The sequence below is a fragment of the Streptomyces sp. NPDC101132 genome, assembly GCF_044759225.1.
In the GTDB taxonomy this organism is placed as follows: Bacteria; Actinomycetota; Actinomycetes; order Streptomycetales; family Streptomycetaceae; genus Streptomyces.
In genome coordinates this window covers 338723-359785 of sequence record NZ_JBIVYX010000008.1, presented here as the reverse complement: position 1 = coordinate 359785, position 21063 = coordinate 338723, and the positions used below count along the sequence as shown (strand labels likewise).

Annotated in this window: 17 protein-coding genes; 10 read left to right on the top strand and 7 right to left on the bottom strand. The window is 75.2% G+C overall.

The window, feature by feature from the left end; translation table 11 throughout:
* Window positions 1-16 precede the first annotated feature (16 nt).
* On the bottom strand, window positions 17-1768 hold the full coding sequence (locus ACIQUR_RS20980) for a serine/threonine-protein kinase (protein WP_403666166.1): 1752 nt from the start codon (window positions 1766-1768) through the stop codon (window positions 17-19).
* A gap of 291 nt (window positions 1769-2059) precedes the next feature.
* On the opposite strand from ACIQUR_RS20980, the gene ACIQUR_RS20975 reads away from it, so the two are divergent.
* Entirely contained in the window at window positions 2060-2326 is a 267-nt protein-coding gene (locus tag ACIQUR_RS20975; RefSeq protein WP_403666164.1) for a hypothetical protein, read from the top strand.
* 57 nt (window positions 2327-2383) lie between these two features.
* Here ACIQUR_RS20975 and ACIQUR_RS20970 read toward each other — a convergent pair whose 3' ends face one another.
* Window positions 2384-3580 (bottom strand): CaiB/BaiF CoA transferase family protein, encoded by a 1197-nt coding sequence (locus ACIQUR_RS20970; RefSeq protein WP_403666162.1) that lies wholly within the window; start codon window positions 3578-3580, stop codon window positions 2384-2386.
* Between the two features lie 190 nt (window positions 3581-3770).
* The gene (locus ACIQUR_RS20965) at window positions 3771-4994 is read right to left on the bottom strand and encodes a type ISP restriction/modification enzyme (RefSeq protein ID WP_403666160.1); all 1224 of its coding nucleotides are present in this window, start codon (window positions 4992-4994) and stop codon (window positions 3771-3773) included.
* A 124-nt stretch (window positions 4995-5118) separates the two neighbouring features.
* Between ACIQUR_RS20965 and ACIQUR_RS20960 the strand changes: the two genes are divergently transcribed.
* Window positions 5119-5280: a hypothetical protein gene (locus ACIQUR_RS20960; protein ID WP_403666158.1), complete on the top strand. Its 162-nt coding sequence runs from the start codon at window positions 5119-5121 to the stop codon at window positions 5278-5280.
* Between the two features lie 18 nt (window positions 5281-5298).
* Here ACIQUR_RS20960 and ACIQUR_RS20955 read toward each other — a convergent pair whose 3' ends face one another.
* Both ACIQUR_RS20955 and hmgA read right to left on the bottom strand, forming a co-directional pair.
* Window positions 5299-6048 carry a GntR family transcriptional regulator gene (locus tag ACIQUR_RS20955; RefSeq protein WP_403666156.1) on the bottom strand — a complete coding sequence of 250 codons (750 nt, stop codon included), beginning with the start codon at window positions 6046-6048 and terminating at the stop codon, window positions 5299-5301.
* Between the two features lie 39 nt (window positions 6049-6087).
* Window positions 6088-7419, bottom strand: coding sequence for a homogentisate 1,2-dioxygenase (hmgA, locus tag ACIQUR_RS20950; protein ID WP_403666154.1), 1332 nt, complete (start codon window positions 7417-7419; stop codon window positions 6088-6090).
* A gap of 170 nt (window positions 7420-7589) precedes the next feature.
* Between hmgA and ACIQUR_RS20945 the strand changes: the two genes are divergently transcribed.
* The 8 genes from ACIQUR_RS20945 to ACIQUR_RS20910 all read left to right on the top strand — a co-directional run bounded on the left by ACIQUR_RS20945 (window position 7590) and on the right by ACIQUR_RS20910 (window position 19513).
* Complete coding sequence (locus ACIQUR_RS20945) at window positions 7590-9695, top strand: right-handed parallel beta-helix repeat-containing protein (protein ID WP_403666152.1); 2106 nt, start codon at window positions 7590-7592, stop codon at window positions 9693-9695.
* The gene (locus tag ACIQUR_RS20940) at window positions 9692-10624 is read left to right on the top strand and encodes a hypothetical protein (RefSeq protein WP_403666150.1); all 933 of its coding nucleotides are present in this window, start codon (window positions 9692-9694) and stop codon (window positions 10622-10624) included. The genes ACIQUR_RS20945 and ACIQUR_RS20940 overlap by 4 nt, the downstream gene beginning before the upstream one ends.
* Window positions 10621-12045 carry a hypothetical protein gene (locus ACIQUR_RS20935; protein WP_403666148.1) on the top strand — a complete coding sequence of 475 codons (1425 nt, stop codon included), beginning with the start codon at window positions 10621-10623 and terminating at the stop codon, window positions 12043-12045. Before ACIQUR_RS20940 ends, ACIQUR_RS20935 begins: the two co-directional genes overlap by 4 nt.
* 62 nt (window positions 12046-12107) lie before the next feature.
* Window positions 12108-12725, top strand: coding sequence for a TetR family transcriptional regulator (locus ACIQUR_RS20930; RefSeq protein WP_403666146.1), 618 nt, complete (start codon window positions 12108-12110; stop codon window positions 12723-12725).
* A 176-nt stretch (window positions 12726-12901) separates the two neighbouring features.
* A complete protein-coding gene (locus ACIQUR_RS20925; protein WP_403666144.1) occupies window positions 12902-15241 on the top strand; it encodes a molybdopterin oxidoreductase family protein in 2340 nt (779 codons plus the stop codon).
* Between the two features lie 144 nt (window positions 15242-15385).
* The gene (locus tag ACIQUR_RS20920; protein ID WP_403666142.1) at window positions 15386-16855 is read left to right on the top strand and encodes a CitMHS family transporter; all 1470 of its coding nucleotides are present in this window, start codon (window positions 15386-15388) and stop codon (window positions 16853-16855) included.
* Between the two features lie 148 nt (window positions 16856-17003).
* Window positions 17004-18416: an aldehyde dehydrogenase family protein gene (locus ACIQUR_RS20915; protein WP_403666140.1), complete on the top strand. Its 1413-nt coding sequence runs from the start codon at window positions 17004-17006 to the stop codon at window positions 18414-18416.
* 17 nt (window positions 18417-18433) lie between these two features.
* Window positions 18434-19513: a Zn-dependent alcohol dehydrogenase gene (locus ACIQUR_RS20910; RefSeq protein WP_403666138.1), complete on the top strand. Its 1080-nt coding sequence runs from the start codon at window positions 18434-18436 to the stop codon at window positions 19511-19513.
* A gap of 237 nt (window positions 19514-19750) precedes the next feature.
* Here the strand turns inward: ACIQUR_RS20910 and ACIQUR_RS20905 are convergent, their stop codons facing one another.
* Both ACIQUR_RS20905 and ACIQUR_RS20900 read right to left on the bottom strand, forming a co-directional pair.
* Window positions 19751-20290 carry a hypothetical protein gene (locus tag ACIQUR_RS20905; RefSeq protein WP_403666136.1) on the bottom strand — a complete coding sequence of 180 codons (540 nt, stop codon included), beginning with the start codon at window positions 20288-20290 and terminating at the stop codon, window positions 19751-19753.
* A 68-nt stretch (window positions 20291-20358) separates the two neighbouring features.
* Window positions 20359-21012, bottom strand: coding sequence for a TetR/AcrR family transcriptional regulator (locus ACIQUR_RS20900; protein ID WP_403666134.1), 654 nt, complete (start codon window positions 21010-21012; stop codon window positions 20359-20361).
* Between the last annotated feature and the right edge of the window lie 51 nt (window positions 21013-21063).

Here is a 21063-nt window from a genome sequence, read left to right as displayed (position 1 = left end):
CACCGGCACCGGATCCTCATGAGGGACCGGGAGCGGGCGACCCGGACGGGCCGTAGGTAGGGGAGACCCCGCCCGTCGGGGTCTCCATGTCACATGTCACCGTGTACGCCACCCACGCCGACTCCCCGCGCACCGGCAGCCGCACCTCCAGCCGGACCGCGTCCTCCACCGCATCCCCGGGCCGCAGCCCGGACACCGCGTACGCGAACGTCCGCGACCGGCCCCCGTCCGCCCCGTACACCTCCGCCTGCCAGCCACCCGGCGCCTGCGCGGAGCTCCGCGTCACCCACCGGTACTCGACCCGCGCCGGCAGCCGCACCACCTCGACCGTGCCCGTGAACTCCGGCCCGGCCCCCGAGGGCGGCGGACAGGGGCCCGCGTAGTGCGCGCGCACCGCGTGCACCGCCACCCGGACACCCTGCCCCGGCGCCGCCGTGCTCCCGCTCGCGCTCGGCCGGGCCGGCGAGGCGGACGACGCCGGCGCACCCGTCGTCGCCCCCGGCGCCGTCGCCGGGGCACTCGTCGGCCCGCCGGAACCCCCGGAGGACCCCGCGCCGTCCCGCTGCCCCCGGTCGTACAGCGCCCAGGCCAGCGCGGCCAGCCCCAGCAGCAGCACCAGGATCCCCGCCGTCAGCACCACCCCGGCCCGCGACCGCCGCCCCGGCCCCCCGCCCGTCCCCGGCCCGGCCGGCCCGAAGCCCCCACCCGCACCACCCGATCCGAAGCCACCGCCCGCACCACCCGACCCGAAACCCCCACCGACACCGCCCGCACCACCCGCACCGCCCGGCCCGCCGGCACCCGCGCCCGCACCGCCCGCCGCCCACCCGGCACCCACCGTCGGCGCGTCCGCCGACGGCCCCGAGGCCCGCGGCGGACCGCCACCGGGACCCGACACCGGCCCGCCCGACGCCCGTACCGAACCGCCCGCGCCCACGATCCGCAGCATCCGGCCCGCCTCGGCCGCCGACAGCCGCGCCGCAGGCTCCTTCCGCAGCAGCCCCTCGATCACCGGAGCCAGCTCCCCGGCCCGGCGCGGCGGCGGCAGTTCCTCGTCCACCACCGCGCGCAACGTGGCCAGCGGGGTGTCCTGCCGGAACGGCGAGACGCCCTCCACCGCCGCGTACAGCAGCACGCCCAGCGACCACAGGTCCGACTCCGGACCCGGCTCCCGGCCCAACGCCCGCTCCGGCGCGAGGAATTCGGGAGAGCCCACCACCTCACCGGTCATCGTCAGCGCCGCGCTGCCCTCCAGGCGCGCGATCCCGAAGTCGCCCAGCACCACCCGCCCGTCGTTGGCCACCAGCACGTTGGCCGGCTTCACGTCCCGGTGCAGCACCCCCGCCTCGTGCGCGGCCCGCAGCGCCGTCAGCACCTGCTCGCCGATGTGGGCCGCCCGGTGCGGCGGCAGCGGTCCCTCCGCCTCCAGCACCTCCGCCAGCGACAGGCCCCGGACCAGCTCCATCACAATCCACGGCCGCCCGTCCTCGGTGACCACGTCGTACACCGTGACCACCCCGCGGTGCGACACCCGGGCCGCCGCCCACGCCTCCCGCTCCAGCCGCGCGTACATCCGCCGCACCTCGGCCTCGTCGAGGCCCGCCGGAGCCCGCACCTCCTTGACCGCCACCTCGCGGTTCAGCAGCTCGTCGCGCGCCCGCCAGACCACGCCCATCCCGCCCCGGCCCAGCGGGCCCAGCAGGCGGTACCGGTCCGCGACCACACGGTCACGCCCACCACTCGGAACTCCGCTCACGCGAGCCCCCATCCTCCGCCTGCCACCGGTGGGTGGCGGTGCCTCCAGGGTGATCACTCCACGTTAGCCCCCCGTACCGTTCCTGCCACCCCACGGCGCCGGAACTGCCGACAACTCCCGCAAAGGCGCGCCGAATTCGGCCCGAAGGCCGATTGTGTTCGGAGAGTAACGGTCGAATTCGGTGAGTGACCGTCAAACCTGGTGAGTGCGTGGTCAATCACCCCTCCCGGGATACCGCACTGCGATACGGGGACGATAGGGTTAACCTGCCCGGGCCGGGCCCTCGTACGGGTGGGGAGAGACATGGAACAGATAGCAATGCGCAGCAGGCCGCCACGCGTGCCTGCCATCACCTGCGGCAGCAAGGCGACCAGCACGCGCCTCGACCGACACCTCGCCGTGCTGGGTGGCCCCGCCATCCCGCAGCGCGAGGCCGCCGAGGCCACCCTGCTGATGCGCGAGCTGACCACGCGCGACCGCACGCACGGCCACCGGAGCAGGAGCGCGCGCGTCTCGCTCTTCGCCCCGCTGCGCCGCCTGCGCCGCTCGCTCTTCGGCAGCCGCGGCTGACGCCGCACCGCACCCGCCCCCAGCCCCCGCTGGGGGACCCCCGTCCGGCAACCGGCCTCAGGCGACCACACCGTCCCGGCGCAACGCCGTGATCTGCGCGTCCGCCATCCCCAGGGCGCGCAGCAGCGCATCGGTGTGCTCGCCGAGCGCGGGAACCGCACCCATGCGCGCCGGGGCACCGCCCGGCAACCCGATGGGCGGCAACAGGGCGCGCAGCGGACCGGCCGGCGAATCCACCTCCCGCCAGCGGTCACGCGCCGCCAGCTGGGGGTGCGCGGCCAGCTCCGCCACCGAGTTCAGCCGCGCGCACGCGATCCCGGCCGCCTCCAGCCGCCGCACCGCCTCGTCCGCGTCCAGCGCGGCCAGCGCCTCCGCCACCACCGCGTCGGTCTTCTCCCGCCGCCCGGTGCGCGCCGCATTCGTCGCGAACTCCGGATCGTCCGCCAACTCGGGCCGCTCCAGCACCTGTTCGGCCAGCCGCCGCCACTCCCGGTCGTTCTGCACCGACAGCAGCACCTGCCCGCCGCCGGCCGTGCCGTAGGCGTCGTACGGCGCGATCACGGCATGCGCCAGACCGGTCCGCTCCGGCTGCCGGCCGCCGTGCATCGTGTGGTGCAGGGGATGCCCCATCCACTCCGCCAGCGCGTCCAGCATCGACACCTCCACCGGGCCGCCCCGGCCGGTGGTGCCCCGCCGGAGCAGCGCCGCGAGCACCCCGGAGAACGCGTACATCGCCGCCGCGATGTCGGCCGCGGGGATGCCGGCCTTGACCGGCCGGTCCGGCGTGCCGGTCACCGACACCAGCCCCGCCTCACACTGCACCAGCATGTCGTAGGCCCGCTTGTGCGCGTACGGGCCCTCCGCCCCGTACCCCGAGACGTCCACCGCCACCAGCCGCGGGTACCGCGCGCACAGCGCCGCCGCGTCCAGCCCCAGCCGGGCGGCCGCGCCCTGGGCCAGGTTCTGGACGAACACGTCGGCGCCGGCCAGCAGCTCCTCCAGGACCGCCAGGCCGCGCGGGTCCTTCAGGTCCAGGGCGATGGACTCCTTGCCGCGGTTGGCCCACACGAAGTGCGACGCGAGTCCCTGCGCGGCCGTGTCGTAGCCGCGGGCGAAGTCGCCGCCGTCGGGGCGCTCGACCTTGATCACCCGGGCGCCGAGATCCGCGAGCTGGCGGGTGGCGAAGGGGGCCGAGACGGCCTGTTCGACGGCGACGACCGTGATGCCGTCGAGGGGGAGGGGCTCGATGCTCATGGCAGGCACACCTACCTCCTCGGACCCCGCCTTGTCACCCCTCGACGGCGGACCGGAACGCACTCGACCCCGGACGGGACCCCCCTCGACGGCGGACCGGAGCCCCCTCGACCCGGACCGGAGCCCCTCGAACCGGACCGGAGCCCCCTCGACGGCGGACGGACCCGACCGGGAGCGCGCGGCCCCCGCGCTAGAGCAGCGCGAACTGCCCGTCCGGGCCTTCCTCCTGGTGGTCCAGGACCGACGCCGGGCGGCGGGCCGACGGCGGGGGAGGCAGGACACCCGCGGCCCGCAGCGCCCCGGCGTCCGGGCCGGGGGAGCCCGCCAGGGCCTCGGCCAGCGCCGCCCGCTCCGGGGCCCGTTCGGCCAGCAGGGCCAGCACGGTCACCAGGGACAGCAGCTCCGAGGTCCATTCCTGGGGCCAGACCGCGGGGCCCAGCGCCTCCAGCCCGTCCGCGCCCCGGTGCGCCACCCGGCGCTCGAACCACCGCTCCAGCACCCGCACCCCCGACACCTCGAACTCCCAGGCCCCGGCCGGCACGGGCGAGATCTGCCCGGCACCCAGGTGCAGCGTCTCCGTCTCCGGGTCGTACACCGGCGGCTCGGGCCAGGCGGGGACCGCGGCCCGTACGTACGGCCGCCGGCCGCCCGGCAGCCGCGGCACCTCGCCCCCGCGCGCGCCCCGCAACTGGAGCGCCAGCAGCCCCCGGCCCAGCTCCACCCCCGCCCGCCACGTCCCGGCGCCGGCCGGCAGCGGCACCACGGCACCCGACGGGCCGGGCCGGGCGGCGGCCAGCGCCCAGGCCAGCACGTCCTCGGGTGTGACATTGCACTGGTACACGTCACACAGCAACGCCACCAGCCCCGGCGCCAGGTTCGGCTCCCCGCCCCCCGGACGCCGGTACAGCGGCCGGATCCGCCCCGGCCGCCCACCCGGCGAGCGGCCCTCCGGCAGCACCGCCCCGGCCAGCAGGGCCGGACCGGCCGACTGGGCCACGTACCCCGGCTCCAGCACGAACAGCTGCCGGTCGTCCGCGATCCGCCACAGCTCCGGCCGCGCCACGTCGATCAGCCGGTGGTCCGGCAGCAGCCACTGCTCGTCGAACGGCTCGTGCAGCACCCGCACCGGCTCCGGGCAGGGCCCCGCCTCCCGCGCCAGCCGCACGGTCCCGGTGGACTGCCCCGGCAGCGCCGCCACCCCCGCCCGCACCCCGCGCGCCCGGCTCGGCCGGAACAGCCGCTCCCGCTCCGCCCCCTCGGCCGCCACCAGCGCGTCCCACCGGGCCCGCAGCGTCCGCGCGTCGGGCGCCAGCACCCAGGACCGGCCCAGCCGCAGCGGCGGCACCGACCACGGCATCAGATCGTCCAGCAGGGGCGCCCCGGCGGGCTGCGGCTCGTCGCTCACGCCAGGCATGCTAGCCGCGGTCGCCGCTGACCCGGCCCCATCCGAAGAGGCGCGATAGGCTCCAGGTATACGCAATCGTGCGCACGGGGGACCGCGCCCGGGCGTCTCCGGGCGTACGGGCGAGGAGGCAGTCATGAGCCAGTACGACGAGTACTCCACCCCCTCCCAGGCGGAGGGCGAGCGGCTCGACGAGGACATGGACGAGAAGGAGCGCGAGCAGCGCCGGCACCCGACGACCGCCCGCACCACGCCCTCGCAGGCCGAGGGCGAGCGCAGCGCCGACGACGAGTCCTGACGGCCCGGCGGTCCCGCCCTACCGCGCCTCGACCGTCACCGTGAACGAGAAGCGGTCCCCGCGGTAGCGGATCCGCGCGACGTCCACCACCCGCCCGTCCTCGTCGTACGTCACGCCCGTGTAGTGCAGGATCGGGCTCAGCAGCGGCACCTGGAGCAGCTCCGCCGTGACCGGGTCCGCCAGCCGCGCCTCCACGGTGTCCGTGATCCGGCTGATCCGTACGCCGACCACGTCCCGCAGCACCTTCGTCATCGGCCACCGCTCCAGGTCGGCCACGTCGATGGCGTCCGCCAGCTCGGGCAGGACCGCGTTCTCCGCCCAGTTGGTCGGCTCGCCGGTGGAGCCGTCACGGCGCAGCCGCCGGTACGTGACCACCTCCGGCAGCCCGCCGAAGAACTCGGCCAGCTCCCCGGGCACCGGCCCCGCCCCGTGCCCGAGGACCGTCGTCCGCTCGCCCGACTGCTGGGCCACGATCGCGTCGACCGAGCCCAGCAGCCGTACCGGGGCACCGCGCTGCGCCCCCGGCTCGATGAACGTGCCCCGCCGCCGGTGCCTGCTGATCAGCCCCTCCTGCTCCAGCTCCTTCAGTGCCTGGCGCATGGTCAGCACGCTCACCCCGTAGTGCTCGGCGAGCTGCTCCTCGGTGGGCAGCCGCAGCGAGGCGTCCGGGGTGCGCCCCAGTATCGAGGCGCGCAGCGACTGCGACACCTGGTACCACAAGGGCAGCTTGCGGTTCAGGACCAGCGAGTCGGGGGCGAAAGCGGTCACGCGGTGTTCTCCGTACGGGCGGGGCGACGTGCAGGCAGCCTACGGCCGGAAGTGCCGCTCCAGACCCTGCCAGACATCGTCGTACCCGCGCTGCAGGTGGTCGGCGTCCGCGGCCTGGGCGGTCGCGGTGACCGGCCAGCGGGTCTCGAACATGAAGGCCAGACCGTCGTCGATCTTCTGCGGCTTCAGCTCGGCGGCGCTGGCCCGGTCGAAGGTCTCCCGGTCCGGGCCGTGCGCGGACATCATGTTGTGCAGCGAGCCGCCGCCGGGCACGAAGCCCTCGGCCTTGGCATCGTACGCGCCCTCGATCAGGCCCATGTACTCGCTCATCACGTTCCGGTGGAAGTACGGCGGCCGGAAGGTGTCCTCGCCCACCAGCCAGCGCGGCGCGAAGACCACGAAGTCGACGCCGGCCAGCCCGGGGGTGTCCGAGGGCGAGGTCAGCACCGTGAAGATCGACGGGTCCGGGTGGTCGTAGCTGATGCTGCCGATGACGTTGAAGCGGCGCAGGTCGTAGACGTACGGCACGTGGTTGCCGTGCCAGGCGACGACGTCCAGCGGCGAGTGGCCGTACGTGGCGGACCACAGGTTCCCGCAGAACTTGTTGACCACCTCCACCGGGCCCTCCACGTCCTCGTACGCCGCCACGGGCGCCAGGAAGTCGCGGACGTTGGCCAGGCCGTTGGCTCCGATCGGGCCCAGGTTCGGCAGCTCGAAGGGCTGCCCGTAGTTCTCGCACACGTACCCGCGGGCGGTCTCCGCCAGCAGGTCGACGCGGAAGCGCACCCCGCGCGGGACCAGCGCCACGTGCCCCGGCTCGACGCGCAGCAGGCCCAGCTCGGTGCGCAGCAGCAGCCCGCCCCGCTCGGGGACGATCAGCAGCTCGCCGTCGGAGTCGCTGAACACCCGGTCCATCGGGGCGTTGGCGGCGTAGAGGTGGATGGCCATGCCGGTGCGCTGTGACACGTCACCGTTGCCGCCGACGGTCCACAGGCCGGCCAGGAAGTCGGTGCCCGGCGCCGGCTCCGGCAGCGGGTTCCAGCGCAGCCGGTTCGGGTCCGGGACGGTCTCGGTGAAGGGCGCGGAGCGCAGCGCGCCGTTGTCGATCCGGGCGAACGGCGGGTGGGCGGCCGACGGGCGGATGCGGTAGAGCCACGACCGGCGGTTGTGCGTCCGCGGCTCGGTGAACGCGCTGCCGCTCAGCTGCTCGGCGTAGAGGCCCAGCGGGGCGATCTGGGGGGAGTTCCGGCCGATCGGCAGCGCGCCCGGCACGGCCTCCGAGCTGTGCTCGTTGCCGAAGCCGGACTGGTACGCCAGCCCCTCCGCCGTCTTCCTGGCCTGCTCAACGCCCGCGCCCATGCCCGCGCCCATGTACGTGCTCCCGCTCTGCCGAAGGAATCCTATGGTCGACAGTAGGATTCCCGGCCCCGTCCGTCAACGGGTCCCCGTCCGGGGTGCCCGGGCGCGGGTTCGGAAAGTCCGCCGGATCGGTGGCGCAGAAGGGGCTCACAAAAGATGAACATTGCTCTACTCTCACGCGCATGTCGTGGATCCGCAGGTTCCCTGCCGTTCCGGCGGTGCTCGTCGCCGCCCTCCTCGCGCTCCTCGGAGTGCTCGCCGCCGCCCCCGCCGCCCAGGCGCACGAGGAGCGGCCCGTCACCTTCCCCGACGGCTCCGGATCGGTCCCGGTGTACCGGGCCGCCGAACCCGACCTGCTGGTCTGCAAGACCGACCGGGCCGAGTTCGAACGCCGGATCGCCGCCTTCCCGGCCGCCCTGAAGCAGCGGAACCTGGCCCTCTTCGAGCGCTGCCTCAAGAGCGGCCACCGCCACCTCCAGCAGGCCGTCGACGCCGTCGACCGGCCGGGCATGAACATCGCGATCCTGCCGGGCCTCTACGAGGAGGAGCCCTCCCTCCCCAAGCCGGCCGGCGCCTGCGCCCGCCTGAAGGCCCCCAACTCCTCGCTGGGCTACCAGATCCTGTCGTACGAGCAGCAGGTCCAGTGCCGCCACAACCAGAACCTGGTGGCCATCCTGGGCAAGACGAACCTCCAGATCGAGGGCACCGGAGCCGCCCGCACCGACGTGGTCGTCGACGCCAAGTACCAGAAGCTCAACGCCATCCGCGCCGACCGCTCCAACGGCATCTACTTCCGCAACTTCACCGCCCAGCGCACCACCTTCAACTCGCTGTACGTGCTGGCCGGCGACGGCTTCGTCATCGACGACGTGCTGACCCGCTGGAACGACGAGTACGGCTTCCTGACCTTCGCCAGCGACCACGGCCTGTACAAGAACTGCGAGTCGTACGGGAACGGCGACTCCGGCATCTACCCCGGCAGCGCCTCGGACATCAACGACGGCCGCGGCTACGACGTCCCCCGGCACTCCATCGAGATCACCGGCTGCCGCAGCCACCACAACATGGTCGGCTACTCCGGCACGGCCGGTGACTCCGTCTGGGCCCACGACAACGAGTTCGACCACAACATGGGCGGCGCCTCCATGGACAGCGCCTTCCCCGGCCACCCCGGACTGCCCCAGAACCACGCGAAGTTCGAGCGGAACCTGATCCACGACAACAACCAGGACTACTACCGGTACGTCGCCGACGGCACCTGCGCCAAGCCGCCCGCCCTGCGCGGCTACGAACAGGGCGTGGTCTGCCCGCAGATCTCCATGCCGCCCGGCACCGGGATCATCACCGCCGGCGGCAACTGGAACATCTACGAGGACAACTGGGTCTACGGCCACGACCGCGCCGCCTTCTTCCTCAGCGCCGTACCCGCCTTCATCCGCGGCGAGGAGCGCTGGTCCAAGCAGGCCGACACCTCCCACCACAACCGCTACGCCCGCAACCACCTGGGTGTGGACCGCTCCGGCGCCGCCCGCCCGAACGGCATGGACGTCTGGTGGGACGGCCAGGGCAAGGGCAACTGCTGGCAGCAGGGCCCGGACGGCTCCACCCCCGGCACCCTGCCCCAGTGTGGTGCGGCCCGCGGAGACGTCTCCGGCGGCTCGGCGCGGCTGGCCGGCGAACCGGTGAAGCTGGTGCAGCTGCTGGTCTGCGCCGACTACAACGTGCAGGCCCGGCGGCTCCCGGCGGGCTGCGACTGGTACGGCGCCACCGGCCTGGAGCGGGTCGAGACGCAGCTCGCGCTGGGCGTGGCCGCCGTACTGACACTGGTCGGCGGCGTGCTGTGGTGGCGCAGGCTGCGGGGGAGCCGGCTCGGCACCGTCTCCGCCGTCCTGGGCCTGGCCGGGCTCGCGCTGGACGTGGCCGGCTCCACCACCCCGCTGCTGGACACCCCCGTCCCCGCCCTCGGACTGCTGCTCCTGGGCGCCGGCTGGACCGGTGCGGGCCTGGTGCTGCGGCGGGGCGGCCGCCCGTGGCTCGGCTGGACGACCGTGGCGCTGGGGGCACTGACCCTGCTGGACGCCTTCGACAAGGCGGTGCTGATGATCCCGTGGATCCCGCTCGGCCCCGCCTGGATCCGCGGCCTGCTGGGCGTGGTCTGGGTCCTGTGGGCGGTCGTCGCCTCGGCCCGCCACACCGCCGGCCCCGCCGGTGAGCCGGCCGACGGCCGGGGAGCGGTCCCCGCGGGCCGGCCGGCGCGCGGCACCACCGCCGAGGAGGCCACCGCATGACCCGGCGCCGTCCCACGGCCGCGACCGCGCCCGCCACGGAACCGGCCTCCGCACGCGGGGCACACCCGGCCGTCCCCCACGCGCGGGCCGGCCGGTGGGCGGCCGCACTGGCCGTCGGGCTGCTCGTGGCCGGGGCACTGGGCGGGTGCGGGGGGCGGGCGACCACCCACCACAAACCCGGTACCAGCCACCAGGAGGCCTCCGGGCCGGCGGGCACCCTGCTGGCGGCCCAGGACGGCCAGGGCCACCGGCTGCGGCAGGTCGGCGCCGACGGCGCACCCGAGGTCCAGCTCGCCGTGCGCCCCGACACCGAGGACGGCTGGAACCTCCAGCTGACCGTGCGGAACTTCCGCTTCACCCCCGACAGCACCGGCGGCGGAGCCGTCCTGGGCGGCGGGCACGCCCACCTCCTGCTCGACGGCCGCAAGCTCGCCCGCCTGTACGGGCCCTGGCATCACCTGTCCGCGGCACAGGTCCCCGCGGGCGCCCACACGCTCACGGTCCGCCTCTACGCCGACGACCACACCGCGTGGGCCGTGGCCGGCAAGCCGGTCGAGGCGAGCACCCCCCTCACCGCCACCGGGGCCGGAGCCGGCCACGGCCACGCGCCCGCCCCGGGCGGCAGCCCGTCCGCCCCCGCCGGCACGGGCGCCGGCGCCACCCAGGTCGACCGCACGGTCACCATCGCCATCCGGGACGGCAGGGTCGAGCCCCCGCCCGGCCGCACCGAACTCGAACGCGGCCGGCGGGTCGCCCTCACCGTCACCAGCGACACCGCCGACACCCTGCACGTCCACGGCTACGACAAGGAACTCGCCCTGCCCGCCGGACGCCCCGCCACCCTCGTGCTCACCGTGGACCGCACCGGCCTCTTCGAGGTCGAGACCCACGACACCGGCCTCGTCCTCACCCAGCTCCTCGTCCGATGACCCCCCTGCGCCTCCTCGCCCCGCCCGCCGGCCGGGCCGCCGGCCCCACCGACGGCCCGCCCCCGGCCCCCGACGCCTTCCCCGAGACCCCCGGCCTCCCCGGCCTCGCCGACCCCCCCACCGACGCCACCGGCCTCCCCGGCCTCGCCGACCCCCTCCGCGCCCTCGCGCACGGCGTCGGCTCCCAGCACGACCTGCCGATCTCCCCCTTCTACGCCTTCGCCGGCGCCTTCACCGCCCTCTTCGTCTCCTTCCTGGCCCTCGGCCTGCTCTGGTCCCGCTCCCGCTTCCGCGGCGACGCCTCCGGCCTCCCGCTGCCGGGCGCCCTCCAGCGGGCGGCCGACGCCCCCGCGACCCGCACCGCCCTGCGGGTCCTCGGGGCGGCCGGCTGGGCCTTCGTCCTCCTGTGCCTGCTCCTCGGCCCCGACGACCCCGACTCCAACCCCGCCCCCGGTACCGTCTACGTCCTGCTCTGGGTCGGACTCGTCCCCGCCTCCCTCCTCCTCGGCCCCGTCTGGCGCCTGCTCAGCCCCCTCCGCGCCCTCCACTCCCTGCTGCCGCGGCCCGCCGCGCCCCGCCCGCTGCCGCCCCGGCTCGGCCTCTGGCCCGCCGCGCTCGGCCTCTTCGCCTTCACCTGGCTCGAACTCGTGGCCCCCGACCCCGCGTCCACCGCCACCCTCCTCGCCGCCCTCGCCACCTACACCGCCGTCCACCTCCTCGCCGCCGCCCGCCACGGCGAGGCGTGGTTCGCCCACGCCGACCCCTTCGAGGCCTACTCCACCCTCCTCGCCCGCCTGTCCCCCCTGGGCCGCCGCGCCGACGGGCGGCTCGTCCTGCGCAACCCCTTCCACGGCCTCGACGCCACCCCCGAACAGCCCGGACTCGTCGCCACCGTCTGCGTCCTGCTCGGCTCCACCGCCTACGACGGCTTCTCCGACACCCCCGCCTGGATCGACACCGTCCAGACCTCCCCCCTCGGCCGCACCCCGGCCGCCACCCTCGGGCTCCTCGGCGCCATCGCCCTCGTCGCCGCCCTCTACTGCCTGTGCGCCGCCGCCACCCGGCCCCTCTCGGGACCCGTCCCGCGCCCGCTCACCGCCTTCGCGCACTCACTGCTGCCGATCGCCCTCGGCTATCTCGTCGCGCACTACTTCTCCCTCCTCGTGACCGAAGGACCACGCACCGTCATGGTGGCACTGGGCACCGACAACGCCCTCCCGCCCGCCTCCCCGCTGGGCCCCGGCGGCCTCGCCGCACTCCAGGTCACCGCCGTCGTCACCGGCCACGTGCTGGGCGTCGTCGCCGCCCACGACCGCTCCGTACGGCTCTTCCCGCCCGCCCGCGCGGTCGCCGGCCAACTGCCGCTGCTGGCGCTGATGATCACGTACACCACCGGAGGGCTCACCCTGCTCCTCGCCTGACCCCCCGCAGCACCCCGTGCCGTGCGGCCCCCGCCCGGCCGCCGTCACACCGGAGCGGCATCATGGACCCCGTGTCTCCCGCGAACTCACTCCGCCGCACCCCGATCCAGCAGCGCAGCACCGAGCGGCTGGCCCGGATCCTCGACGCCTGTGCAGAACTCCTCGACGAGACGGGCTACGAAAACCTCAGCACCCGCGCCGTCGCCCTCCGGGCCGGCGTGCCCATCGGCTCCGTGTACCGCTTCTTCGGCAACAAGCGGGCCATGGCCGACGCCCTCGCCCACCGCAACCTCGACCAGTACGCCGAGGGCATCGCCGCACGTCTGGAGGCCCTCCCGGCCACCGACTGGCGGCCCGCCGTCGACGCCGTCCTCGACGAGTACCTCTCGATGAAACGCACCGTCCCCGGCTTCGGGCTGGTCGACTTCGGGGTGCCCGCGCCGCCCGGCAGCCCCGCCGCCGACACCAACCAGGTGGTGGCCGCGCGCCTCGCCGAACTCCTCTCCGCCCACCTCGCCCGCCCCGCCGACGTGCCCCTGCGGCGCGCGGTGCTCGTCGCCGTCGAGGCCACCGACGCCCTGCTCCACCTGGCCTTCCGCACCGACCCGCAGGGCGACGCCGAACTGATCACCGAGACCCGGGCGATGATGCACGCCTACCTGGCCCGCGTCCTCGACTGACGCCGCAGGACCCCCCCTCACCCCGTACCTCCCACCGCACAGACCTCCGCAGGACCTCCCACCGCACCGCCCGGCACCGCGCGCCGCACCCCGCGTCCCCCCACCGCGCGGCCCCCTCCCCGCCCCACGCCCCGCCCGGCGCCGCACACCCCTCCCCGCCGTCCCTACCGGTCGGTATGCTCGCACCGCTCGTGTGCCGCCAGCCCGCCGCCCCGGGAGGACCCGTGTCCGCAACGCCGCCCGCACCCCCCGCTCCGCCCGCCCCCGCCCGCACCGCCCTCCGCATCTGCCCCCTCTGCGAGGCCACCTGCGGACTCACCCTCACCATCGAGGGCACCCGCGTCACCGGCGCCCGCGGCGACCGGGACGACGTCTTCAGCCGCGGCTTCATCTGCCCCAAGGGCGCCGCCTTCGGCGAACTCGACGCCGACCCCGACCGCCTCACCACCCCCCTCGTCCGCGGCGCGGACGGCGAACTCCACGAGGCCGGCTGGGACGAGGCCTTCGACGCCGTCGCCGCCGGACTGCGCCCCCTCGTCGAGCGGTACGGCCCCCAGGCCCTCGGCGTCGTCCTCGGCAACCCGAACGTCCACACCATGGCCGGCGCCCTCTACCCGCCCGTACTCCTCCAGACGCTGCGCACCCGCAACCTCTTCACCGCCAGCACCCTGGACCAGATGCCCAAGCACGTCTCCAGCGGCCTCCTCTTCGGCGACCCCCTCGCCATCGCCGTCCCCGACCTCGACCGCACCGACCACCTGCTGCTCCTCGGCGCCAACCCCCTGGAGTCCAACGGCAGCCTCTGCACCGCCCCCGACTTCCCCGGCCGCCTCAAGGCCCTCCGCGCCCGCGGCGGCACCCTGGTCGTCGTCGACCCCCGCCGCACCCGCACCGCCCGCCTCGCCGACCGCCACCTCGCGATCCGCCCCGGCACCGACGCGCTGCTCCTCGCCGCCCTCGCGCACGTCCTGCTCGCCGAGAAGCTCACCGCGCCCGGCCGGCTCGAAGAACACACCGACAAACTGGCCGAACTCGCCGCCGCACTGGCCCCGTTCACCCCCGAGGCCGCCGCCGGCGCCTGCGACGTACCGGCCGAGGAGATCCGCACCCTCGCCCGGCAGCTCGCCGCCGCCCGCACCGCCGCCGTCTACGGCCGCATCGGCAGCTGCACCGTCGCCCACGGCACCCTCGCCAACTGGCTCGTCGACGTGCTGAACGTCCTCACCGGCAACCTCGACCGCCCCGGCGGCGTCCTCTTCCCGCTCCCCGCCGCCGGCCCCCGCCCCCGCCCCGCCGGCCCCGGCCGCGGCTTCGCACTCGGCCGCTGGCACAGCCGGGTCTCCGGCCACCCGGAGGCCAAGAGCGAACTGCCCGCCGCCGCCCTCGCCGAGGAGATCGACACCCCGGGGGAGGGCCGGATCAGGGCCCTGGTCGCCATCGCCGCCAACCCGGTGCTCTCCGCCCCCGACGGCCACCGCCTCGACGCGGCCCTGGCCGGCCTGGACTTCATGGTCAGCGTCGACCCGTACCTCAACGAGACCTCGCGCCACGCCCACGTCGTCCTGCCCCCGCCGCCGCCCGCCCAGAGCGCCCACCACGACTTCGCCTTCAACGCCTTCGCCATCCGCAACCAGGTCCGCTACACCCGGCCCGCCGTCCCCCTCGCCGACGGCCTCATGGACGAGTGCGAGATCCACGCCCGCCTGATCCTCGCCGCCTCCGGCCTGCACGGCGCGGACCCCCGCAGCGTCGACGACCTCGTCATCGCCACCACCCTCGGCAAGGCCGTCGCCGACCCCGCCTCACCCGTCCACGGCCGCGACCCCCACGCCCTCGCCGCCCTCCTGACCGGCGAGAACGGCCCCGAACGCCGCCTCGACCTGATGCTGCGCCTCGGCCCCTACGGCGACGGCTTCGGCACCGACCCCGACGGCCTCACCCTCGACCGGCTGCTCGCCGCACCCCACGGCATCGACCTCGGCCCCCTCACGCCCCGCTTGCCCGGCATCCTGCGCACCACCACCGGCCGCATCGACCTGCTGCCCGCCCCCATCGCCGCCGACCTGCCGCGGCTCCGCGCGGCCCTCACCCCCGACCCCGCCGCCTTCCTCCTGGTCGGCCGCCGCCACCTGCGCTCCAACAACAGCTGGCTGCACAACGTGCCCGCCCTGACCGGCGGCACCAACCGCTGCACCCTCCAGATCCACCCCGACGACGCCGCCCCCCTCGGCATCACCGACGGCACCCGCGTGCGCGTCACCGCCGACGGCGGCTCCGTCGAAGCCCCCGCCGAACTCACCGACACCCTCCGCCCGGGCGTCGTCAGCCTCCCGCACGGCTGGGGCCACGACCGCCCCGGCACCCGCCTCTCCGTCGCCGCCGCCGACCCCGGCGCCAACGTCAACCAGCTCCTCGACGGCACCCGGATGGACCCGCTCTCCGGCACCGCCGTGCTGAACGGCTTCCCCGTCACGCTGCTGCCGCTCCCCGCAGCCGCCCCCCTCACCCCCGCCTGACCAGGGCTTTTGCGCGTATTGCTCGCGGGCCGACGTCTTGTTCGCGCCGTCCCGCGAGCCCTACGTTCATCCGGACCGCGGCCCCCAAGGGCGTCCACCAGCGGCCCAAGCGGAACTCCCAGGGTGAACGTGAGGTTCCTTCCCATGCTGACCATTCTCGGCTTCGCCATGATCGCGACCTTCCTGGTCCTGATCATGATGAAGAAGCTGTCGCCCATCGCGGCGCTCGTGCTGATCCCCGCCCTCTTCTGCGTCATCGCCGGACAGGGCGCCCACCTCGGCGACTACGTCATCGAAGGCGTCGGCAAACTCGCGCCGACCGCCGCCATGCTGATGTTCGCCATCGTCTACTTCGGCGTGATGATCGACGTCGGGCTGTTCGACCCGGTCGTCCGGGGCATCCTGCGTTTCTGCAAGGCCGACCCGGTGCGCGTCGTCGTCGGCACCGCCGTCCTCGCCGCGATCGTCTCCCTCGACGGCGACGGCTCCACCACATTCATGATCACGGTCTCGGCCATGTACCCGCTCTACAAGCGGCTCGGCCTCAGCCTCGTCGTGATGACCGGGGTGGCCGCCACCGCGAACGGCGTGATGAACACCCTCCCCTGGGGCGGCCCCACCGCCCGCGCCGCCACCGCCCTCAAGCTCGACGCCGGCGACGTCTTCGTCCCGATGATCCCCGCCCTCGGCGTCGGCCTGCTCTTCGTCTTCGCCCTCGCCTACGTCCTCGGCCTGCGCGAGCGCAAGCGCGTCGGCACCCTCGTCCTGCCCGCCGCCGGGGACCGGGAGGCCGTCCTGGTGGGCGGCCCGGGCACCACCGGCACGGCCACCGCCCCGACGGGTACCTCGGCCGCCGCGTCCGGTACGACGACCGGCGCCGGCACCGCCGCGGGCGACGCCCCGCACCCCGCCGAGGCCACCATCCCGCACCCCGCCGCGGCCACCGCCGCCGACCCCGCCGAGGACCTCGCCCTCCAGGGCCTCGACCCGCACCGGGCCACCCTCCGCCCCCGCCTCTACTGGTTCAACGCCGGCCTCACCCTCGCCCTCCTCACCGCGATGATCATGGAGCTGCTGCCCATCCCGGTGCTGTTCCTCCTCGGCGCCGCCCTCGCGCTCACGGTCAACTACCCCCGCATGACCGACCAGAAGGCCCGCATCGCCGCCCACGCGGAGAACGTCCTCAACGTCGCCGGCATGGTCTTCGCCGCCGCCGTCTTCACCGGCGTCCTCTCCGGCACCGGCATGGTCAAGGACATGGCCGACTGGCTGGTATCGGCCATTCCCGACGGCATGGGCCCGCACATGGCCCTCGTCACCGGCCTGCTCAGCCTGCCGCTCACCTACTTCATGTCCAACGACGGCTTCTACTTCGGCGTCCTGCCGGTCCTCGCCGAGGCGGGCGCCGCCCACGGCGTGTCCCCCCTGGAGATCGCCCGCGCCTCGCTGGTCGGCCAGGCCCTGCACATGTCCAGCCCGCTGGTGCCCGCCGTGTACGTCCTGGTCGGCATGGCCGGGGTCGAGTTCGGCGACCACACCCGCTTCACCGTCAAGTGGGCGGCCCTCACGTCCCTGGTGGTCCTCGGCGCGGGCATGCTGTTCGGCATCATCTGACCCGCGCCCCGGCGCCCGCCCGAGGGGTCCGGCCGCCCGGGCCGGACCCCACCCCTGGTGGCCGAAAACTATCACCGCTAGTTTGTAGGGTGGTCGACCAGCACCCATCCCCCAGCCGCCGCTGGGAAGGGACCCCAGGGAGGACGCGATGAAGGCGCACGACGGCATGTACATCGGCGGGGAGTGGCGCCCCGCCGCCGGCACGGACACGATCGCCGTCCTCAACCCCGCCGACGAGCAGGTCATCGGCCACGTTCCCGCGGGCACCGCCGAGGACGTCGAAGCCGCGGTACGGGCGGCCCGTACCGCCTTCCGCGCCTGGGCCGCCACCCCGCCCGCCGACCGCGCCGCCCGGATCGCCGCCCTCCGCGACGTCCTGGTGGCCCGCAAGGCCGAGATCGCCGAGACCGTCACCGCCGAACTGGGCGCCCCCCTCGGCTTCGCCGAGATGGTGCACGCGGGCGCCCCGATCGCCGTCGCCTCCTCGTACGCCGACCTGGCCGCCTCGTACGCCTTCGAGGAGCGCATCGGGAACTCCACGGTCTACCTGGAGCCGGTCGGCGTCGTCGCCGCGATCACCCCCTGGAACTACCCGCTCCACCAGATCGTCGCCAAGGTCGCCCCCGCCCTCGCCGCGGGCTGTACCGTGGTCCTCAAGCCCTCCGAGGACACCCCGCTCACCGCCCAGCTGTTCGCCGAGGCCGTCCACGAGGCCGGCCTGCCGGCCGGCGTCTTCAACCTGGTCACCGGCACCGGCCCGGTCGCCGGCCAGGCCCTCGCCGCCCACCCGGACGTCGACCTGGTCTCCTTCACCGGCTCCACCGCCGTCGGCCGCGCCATCGGCGCCACCGCGGGCGGCGCGGTCAAGCGGGTCGCCCTCGAACTCGGCGGCAAGTCCGCCAACGTCATCCTCCCCGGCGCCGACCTCCCCAAGGCCGTCGGCCTCGGCGTCTCGCACGTGGTCAACAACTCCGGCCAGAGCTGCAACGCCCTGACCCGCATGCTGGTCCACCGCGACCACTACGAGGAGGCCGTCGCCCTCGCCGCCGAGGCCGCCGGCAAGGCCCGGGCCGGCGACCCCCGCGACCCCGCCTCCCGCCTCGGCCCGCTGGTCAACGCCCGCCAGCTGGAGCGCGTACGCGGCTACATCGCCAAGGGCGTCGAGGAGGGCGCCCGCCTGGTCGCCGGCGGCCCCGACGCCCCCCACGACAAGGGCTACTACGTCGTCCCGACCGTCTTCGCCGACGTCACCCCGGAGATGACCATCGCCCAGGAGGAGATCTTCGGGCCGGTCCTCGCGATCCTCCCGTACGAGGACGAGGAGCACGCCCTGGAGATCGCCAACGGCACCTCCTACGGCCTCGGCGGCGCCGTCTGGGCCGCCGACGCCGAGACGGCGGCCGCCTTCGCCCGCCGCATGGACACCGGCCAGGTCGACATCAACGGCGGCCGGTTCAACCCCCTCGCCCCCTTCGGCGGGTACAAGCAGTCCGGCGTCGGCCGCGAGCTCGGCCCGCACGGCCTGACCGAGTACCTCCAGACCAAGTCCCTGCAGTTCTGAACCCCCGGGAGCCGTCCGTGGTCCGCGCCGCCATCCTGCCCGCCGTCGGTTCGCCCCTGCGGATCGACGAGATCGACCTGCCCGAGCCCGGCCCCGGCCGGGTCCGGGTCCGGCTCGCCGCCGCCGGGGTCTGCCACTCCGACCTGTCCCTCACCACCGGCACCATGCGGGTCCCCGTCCCCGCCGTCCTCGGCCACGAGGGCGCGGGCACGGTGGTCTCCGTCGGCGAGGGCGTCACCCACGTCGCCCCCGGCGACGGCGTGGTCCTCAACTGGGCGCCCTCCTGCGGCGCCTGCCACCACTGCCGGCTGGGCGAGGTGTGGCTGTGCGCCACGGCCCTGACCGGGGTGGGCGCCGTGTACGCCCGTACCGCCGACGGCACCGACCTGCACCCCGGCCTCAACGTCGCCGCCTTCGCCGAGGAGACCGTCGTCGCGGCGAACTGCGTGCTGCCCGCGCCCGAGGGCATCCCGCTCACCGAGGCCGCCCTGCTCGGCTGCGCCGTGCTGACCGGCTACGGCGCGGTGCACCACAACGCCCGCGTGCGCGAGGGCGAGTCCGTGGCCGTGTTCGGCGTGGGCGGGGTCGGCCTGGCCGCCCTCCAGTCCGCCCGCATCGCGGGCGCCGGACCGGTCGTGGCCGTCGACGTCTCCGCGGCCAAGGAGGAACTGGCCCGGGCGGCCGGCGCCACCGAGTTCGTCCTCGCCTCGCCCACCACGGCCAAGGAGGTCCGGGCCCTGACCGGCGGCCACGGCGCGGACGTCGCGATCGAGTGCGTGGGCCGCGCGGAGACCATCCGCACGGCCTGGGACTCCACCCGGCGCGGCGGCCGCACCACGGTCGTCGGCATCGGCGGCAAGGAACAGCAGGTCACCTTCCACGCCCTGGAGATCTTCCACTTCGCCCGCACCCTCTCGGGCTGCGTCTACGGCAACTGTGACCCGGCCCGCGACCTCCCGGTCCTCGCGGACCACATCCGCTCCGGCCGCCTGAACCTCGGCACCCTGGTCACCGACCACATCACCCTGGACGACATCCCGGCCGCCTTCGACGCCATGCTCACCGGCAAGGGCGGCCGCTCCCTGGTGCTCTTCTGACCGCCGGGACACCGGCACCACCCCCCGGCTCCCGGACCCCGGCGGCGCGTTCCGCCGGGACCCGGGAGCCGGCGCCGTCCCCGCAGGGGCCTCCGCATCGTCCCCGTACGGTCGCTCCGGGGGCCACGGCTCCGGCCGTACGGGACCGGTGCCGGCCGTACGGGACCGGCTCCGGCCGTACGAGACCGGTGCCGGCCGTACGGGACCGGTGCCGGCCGTACGGGACCGGTGCCGGGGTCAGTCCTCAGCCGGGACGGGATCCTCGTGCCGCCGCGCCGCCACGACCCGTGCCGGCGCGGCCGCCACCCCCAGGTCGTGGCGCATCGCGGCCCTCATGGAACGCAGCAGCTCCCACACCTCCTCCCGGGCCCGCCCCGCCGCGTCCACGCTCTCCCCGGGCTCCGGCTCGCCGCGCTCCAGCCGCCTGACCTGGCCGTAGACGGCGTTCAGTGCCCGGTTGACCGCGCTCGCGCGGGCGAGCACCTCGTCCGGGGCGATCATCTGCGCCTCGGAGTACCGGTCCCGGTGGGCGGCCTTCGCCTCGTCGAGCGCGGCGATGTCGGCCTCCCCGACGCCGCGCTCCCGCATGACGTGCAGGTGGCGGTTGAGCGCCGTGGTGAACTGCCGGGCGTCCCGGTTGAGTTCGACGTAGCAGGTGCGGCGCAGCTGCCGGGTCTCGCGGGCTTCCTCCTGGGCGCGCACGAGCGCCAGTTCCCGCCGTTTCGCGCGCTCGGCCACGCGCTGGGTGAGGAACGAGCCCCCCAGTGTGCCGGCCACGCCCGCGACCGCGATGATCACCGCTCCCGGATCCAACGTCCCCCCTCGTGCTTCGTTTCGGCGGCCGGTCAGCTGCTGGCCAGGGTCTCGTACTGAATGGTGAGGCCGTCCAGGAGGGCGGTGAGGCCCGTTTCGAAGGCGCCCTCGTCGATCTCCTGCTGCCGTTCGGCCAGCAGGTGGGCGCGGCCCAGGTGCGGGTAGTCGGCCGGGTCGTACGCGGTGCGGTCGTCGACGAAGCCGCGGGCGAACGAGCCCAGGGCCGAGCCCATCACGAAGTACCGCATCAGCGCGCCGATCCGGGTGGCCTGCGCGGGCGGCCAGCCGGCCCGGGTCATCGCCCCGAACACCGCGTCCGCCAGCCGCAGGCCCGCCGGGCGGCGCCCCGGCCCCCGCGCCAGCACGGGGACGATGTTGGGGTGGTCGGCCAGCGCGCGGCGGTAGGAGACGGCCCAGTCGTGCAGGGCGGTGCGCCAGTCCCGGCCGTCGCCGTCCTCGAACATCGACAGGTCCACCCGCGCGCTCACCGCGTCCGCGACCGCGTCCAGGATCTCGTCCTTGGTCCGGAAGTGGTTGTACAGCGAGGGCCCGCTCACCCCGAGCGCGGCCGCCAGCCGCCGGGTCGACACCGCCTCCAGGCCCTCCGCGTCCACCAGCGCCCCCGCCGCGTCGACGATGCGTTCTCGGCTGAGGAGGGGCTTGCGCGGTCGGGCCATGCGGCACATAGTAAGGCCTCCCAACCAAAAACTAGCGGTGGTAATTAACCGCCGCCGTCG

Bases quoted from the DNA above. Each gene is read 5' to 3' on its own strand.
- ACIQUR_RS20925 (WP_403666144.1), top strand. From the start codon at position 12,902: ATGCTCGCACCGCTCGTGTGCCGCCAGCCCGCCGCCCCGGGAGGACCC.
- ACIQUR_RS20935 (WP_403666148.1), top strand. From the start codon at position 10,621: ATGACCCCCCTGCGCCTCCTCGCCCCGCCCGCCGGCCGGGCCGCCGGC.
- ACIQUR_RS20960 (WP_403666158.1), top strand. From the start codon at position 5,119: ATGAGCCAGTACGACGAGTACTCCACCCCCTCCCAGGCGGAGGGCGAG.
- ACIQUR_RS20975 (WP_403666164.1), top strand. From the start codon at position 2,060: ATGGAACAGATAGCAATGCGCAGCAGGCCGCCACGCGTGCCTGCCATC.
- ACIQUR_RS20965 (WP_403666160.1), bottom strand. From the start codon at position 4,994: ATGCCTGGCGTGAGCGACGAGCCGCAGCCCGCCGGGGCGCCCCTGCTG.
- hmgA (WP_403666154.1), bottom strand. From the start codon at position 7,419: ATGGGCGCGGGCATGGGCGCGGGCGTTGAGCAGGCCAGGAAGACGGCG.
- ACIQUR_RS20900 (WP_403666134.1), bottom strand. From the start codon at position 21,012: ATGTGCCGCATGGCCCGACCGCGCAAGCCCCTCCTCAGCCGAGAACGC.
- ACIQUR_RS20920 (WP_403666142.1), top strand. From the start codon at position 15,386: ATGCTGACCATTCTCGGCTTCGCCATGATCGCGACCTTCCTGGTCCTG.
- ACIQUR_RS20930 (WP_403666146.1), top strand. From the start codon at position 12,108: ATGGACCCCGTGTCTCCCGCGAACTCACTCCGCCGCACCCCGATCCAG.
- ACIQUR_RS20970 (WP_403666162.1), bottom strand. From the start codon at position 3,580: ATGAGCATCGAGCCCCTCCCCCTCGACGGCATCACGGTCGTCGCCGTC.
- ACIQUR_RS20980 (WP_403666166.1), bottom strand. From the start codon at position 1,768: ATGGGGGCTCGCGTGAGCGGAGTTCCGAGTGGTGGGCGTGACCGTGTG.
- ACIQUR_RS20915 (WP_403666140.1), top strand. From the start codon at position 17,004: ATGAAGGCGCACGACGGCATGTACATCGGCGGGGAGTGGCGCCCCGCC.
- ACIQUR_RS20945 (WP_403666152.1), top strand. From the start codon at position 7,590: ATGTCGTGGATCCGCAGGTTCCCTGCCGTTCCGGCGGTGCTCGTCGCC.
- ACIQUR_RS20940 (WP_403666150.1), top strand. From the start codon at position 9,692: ATGACCCGGCGCCGTCCCACGGCCGCGACCGCGCCCGCCACGGAACCG.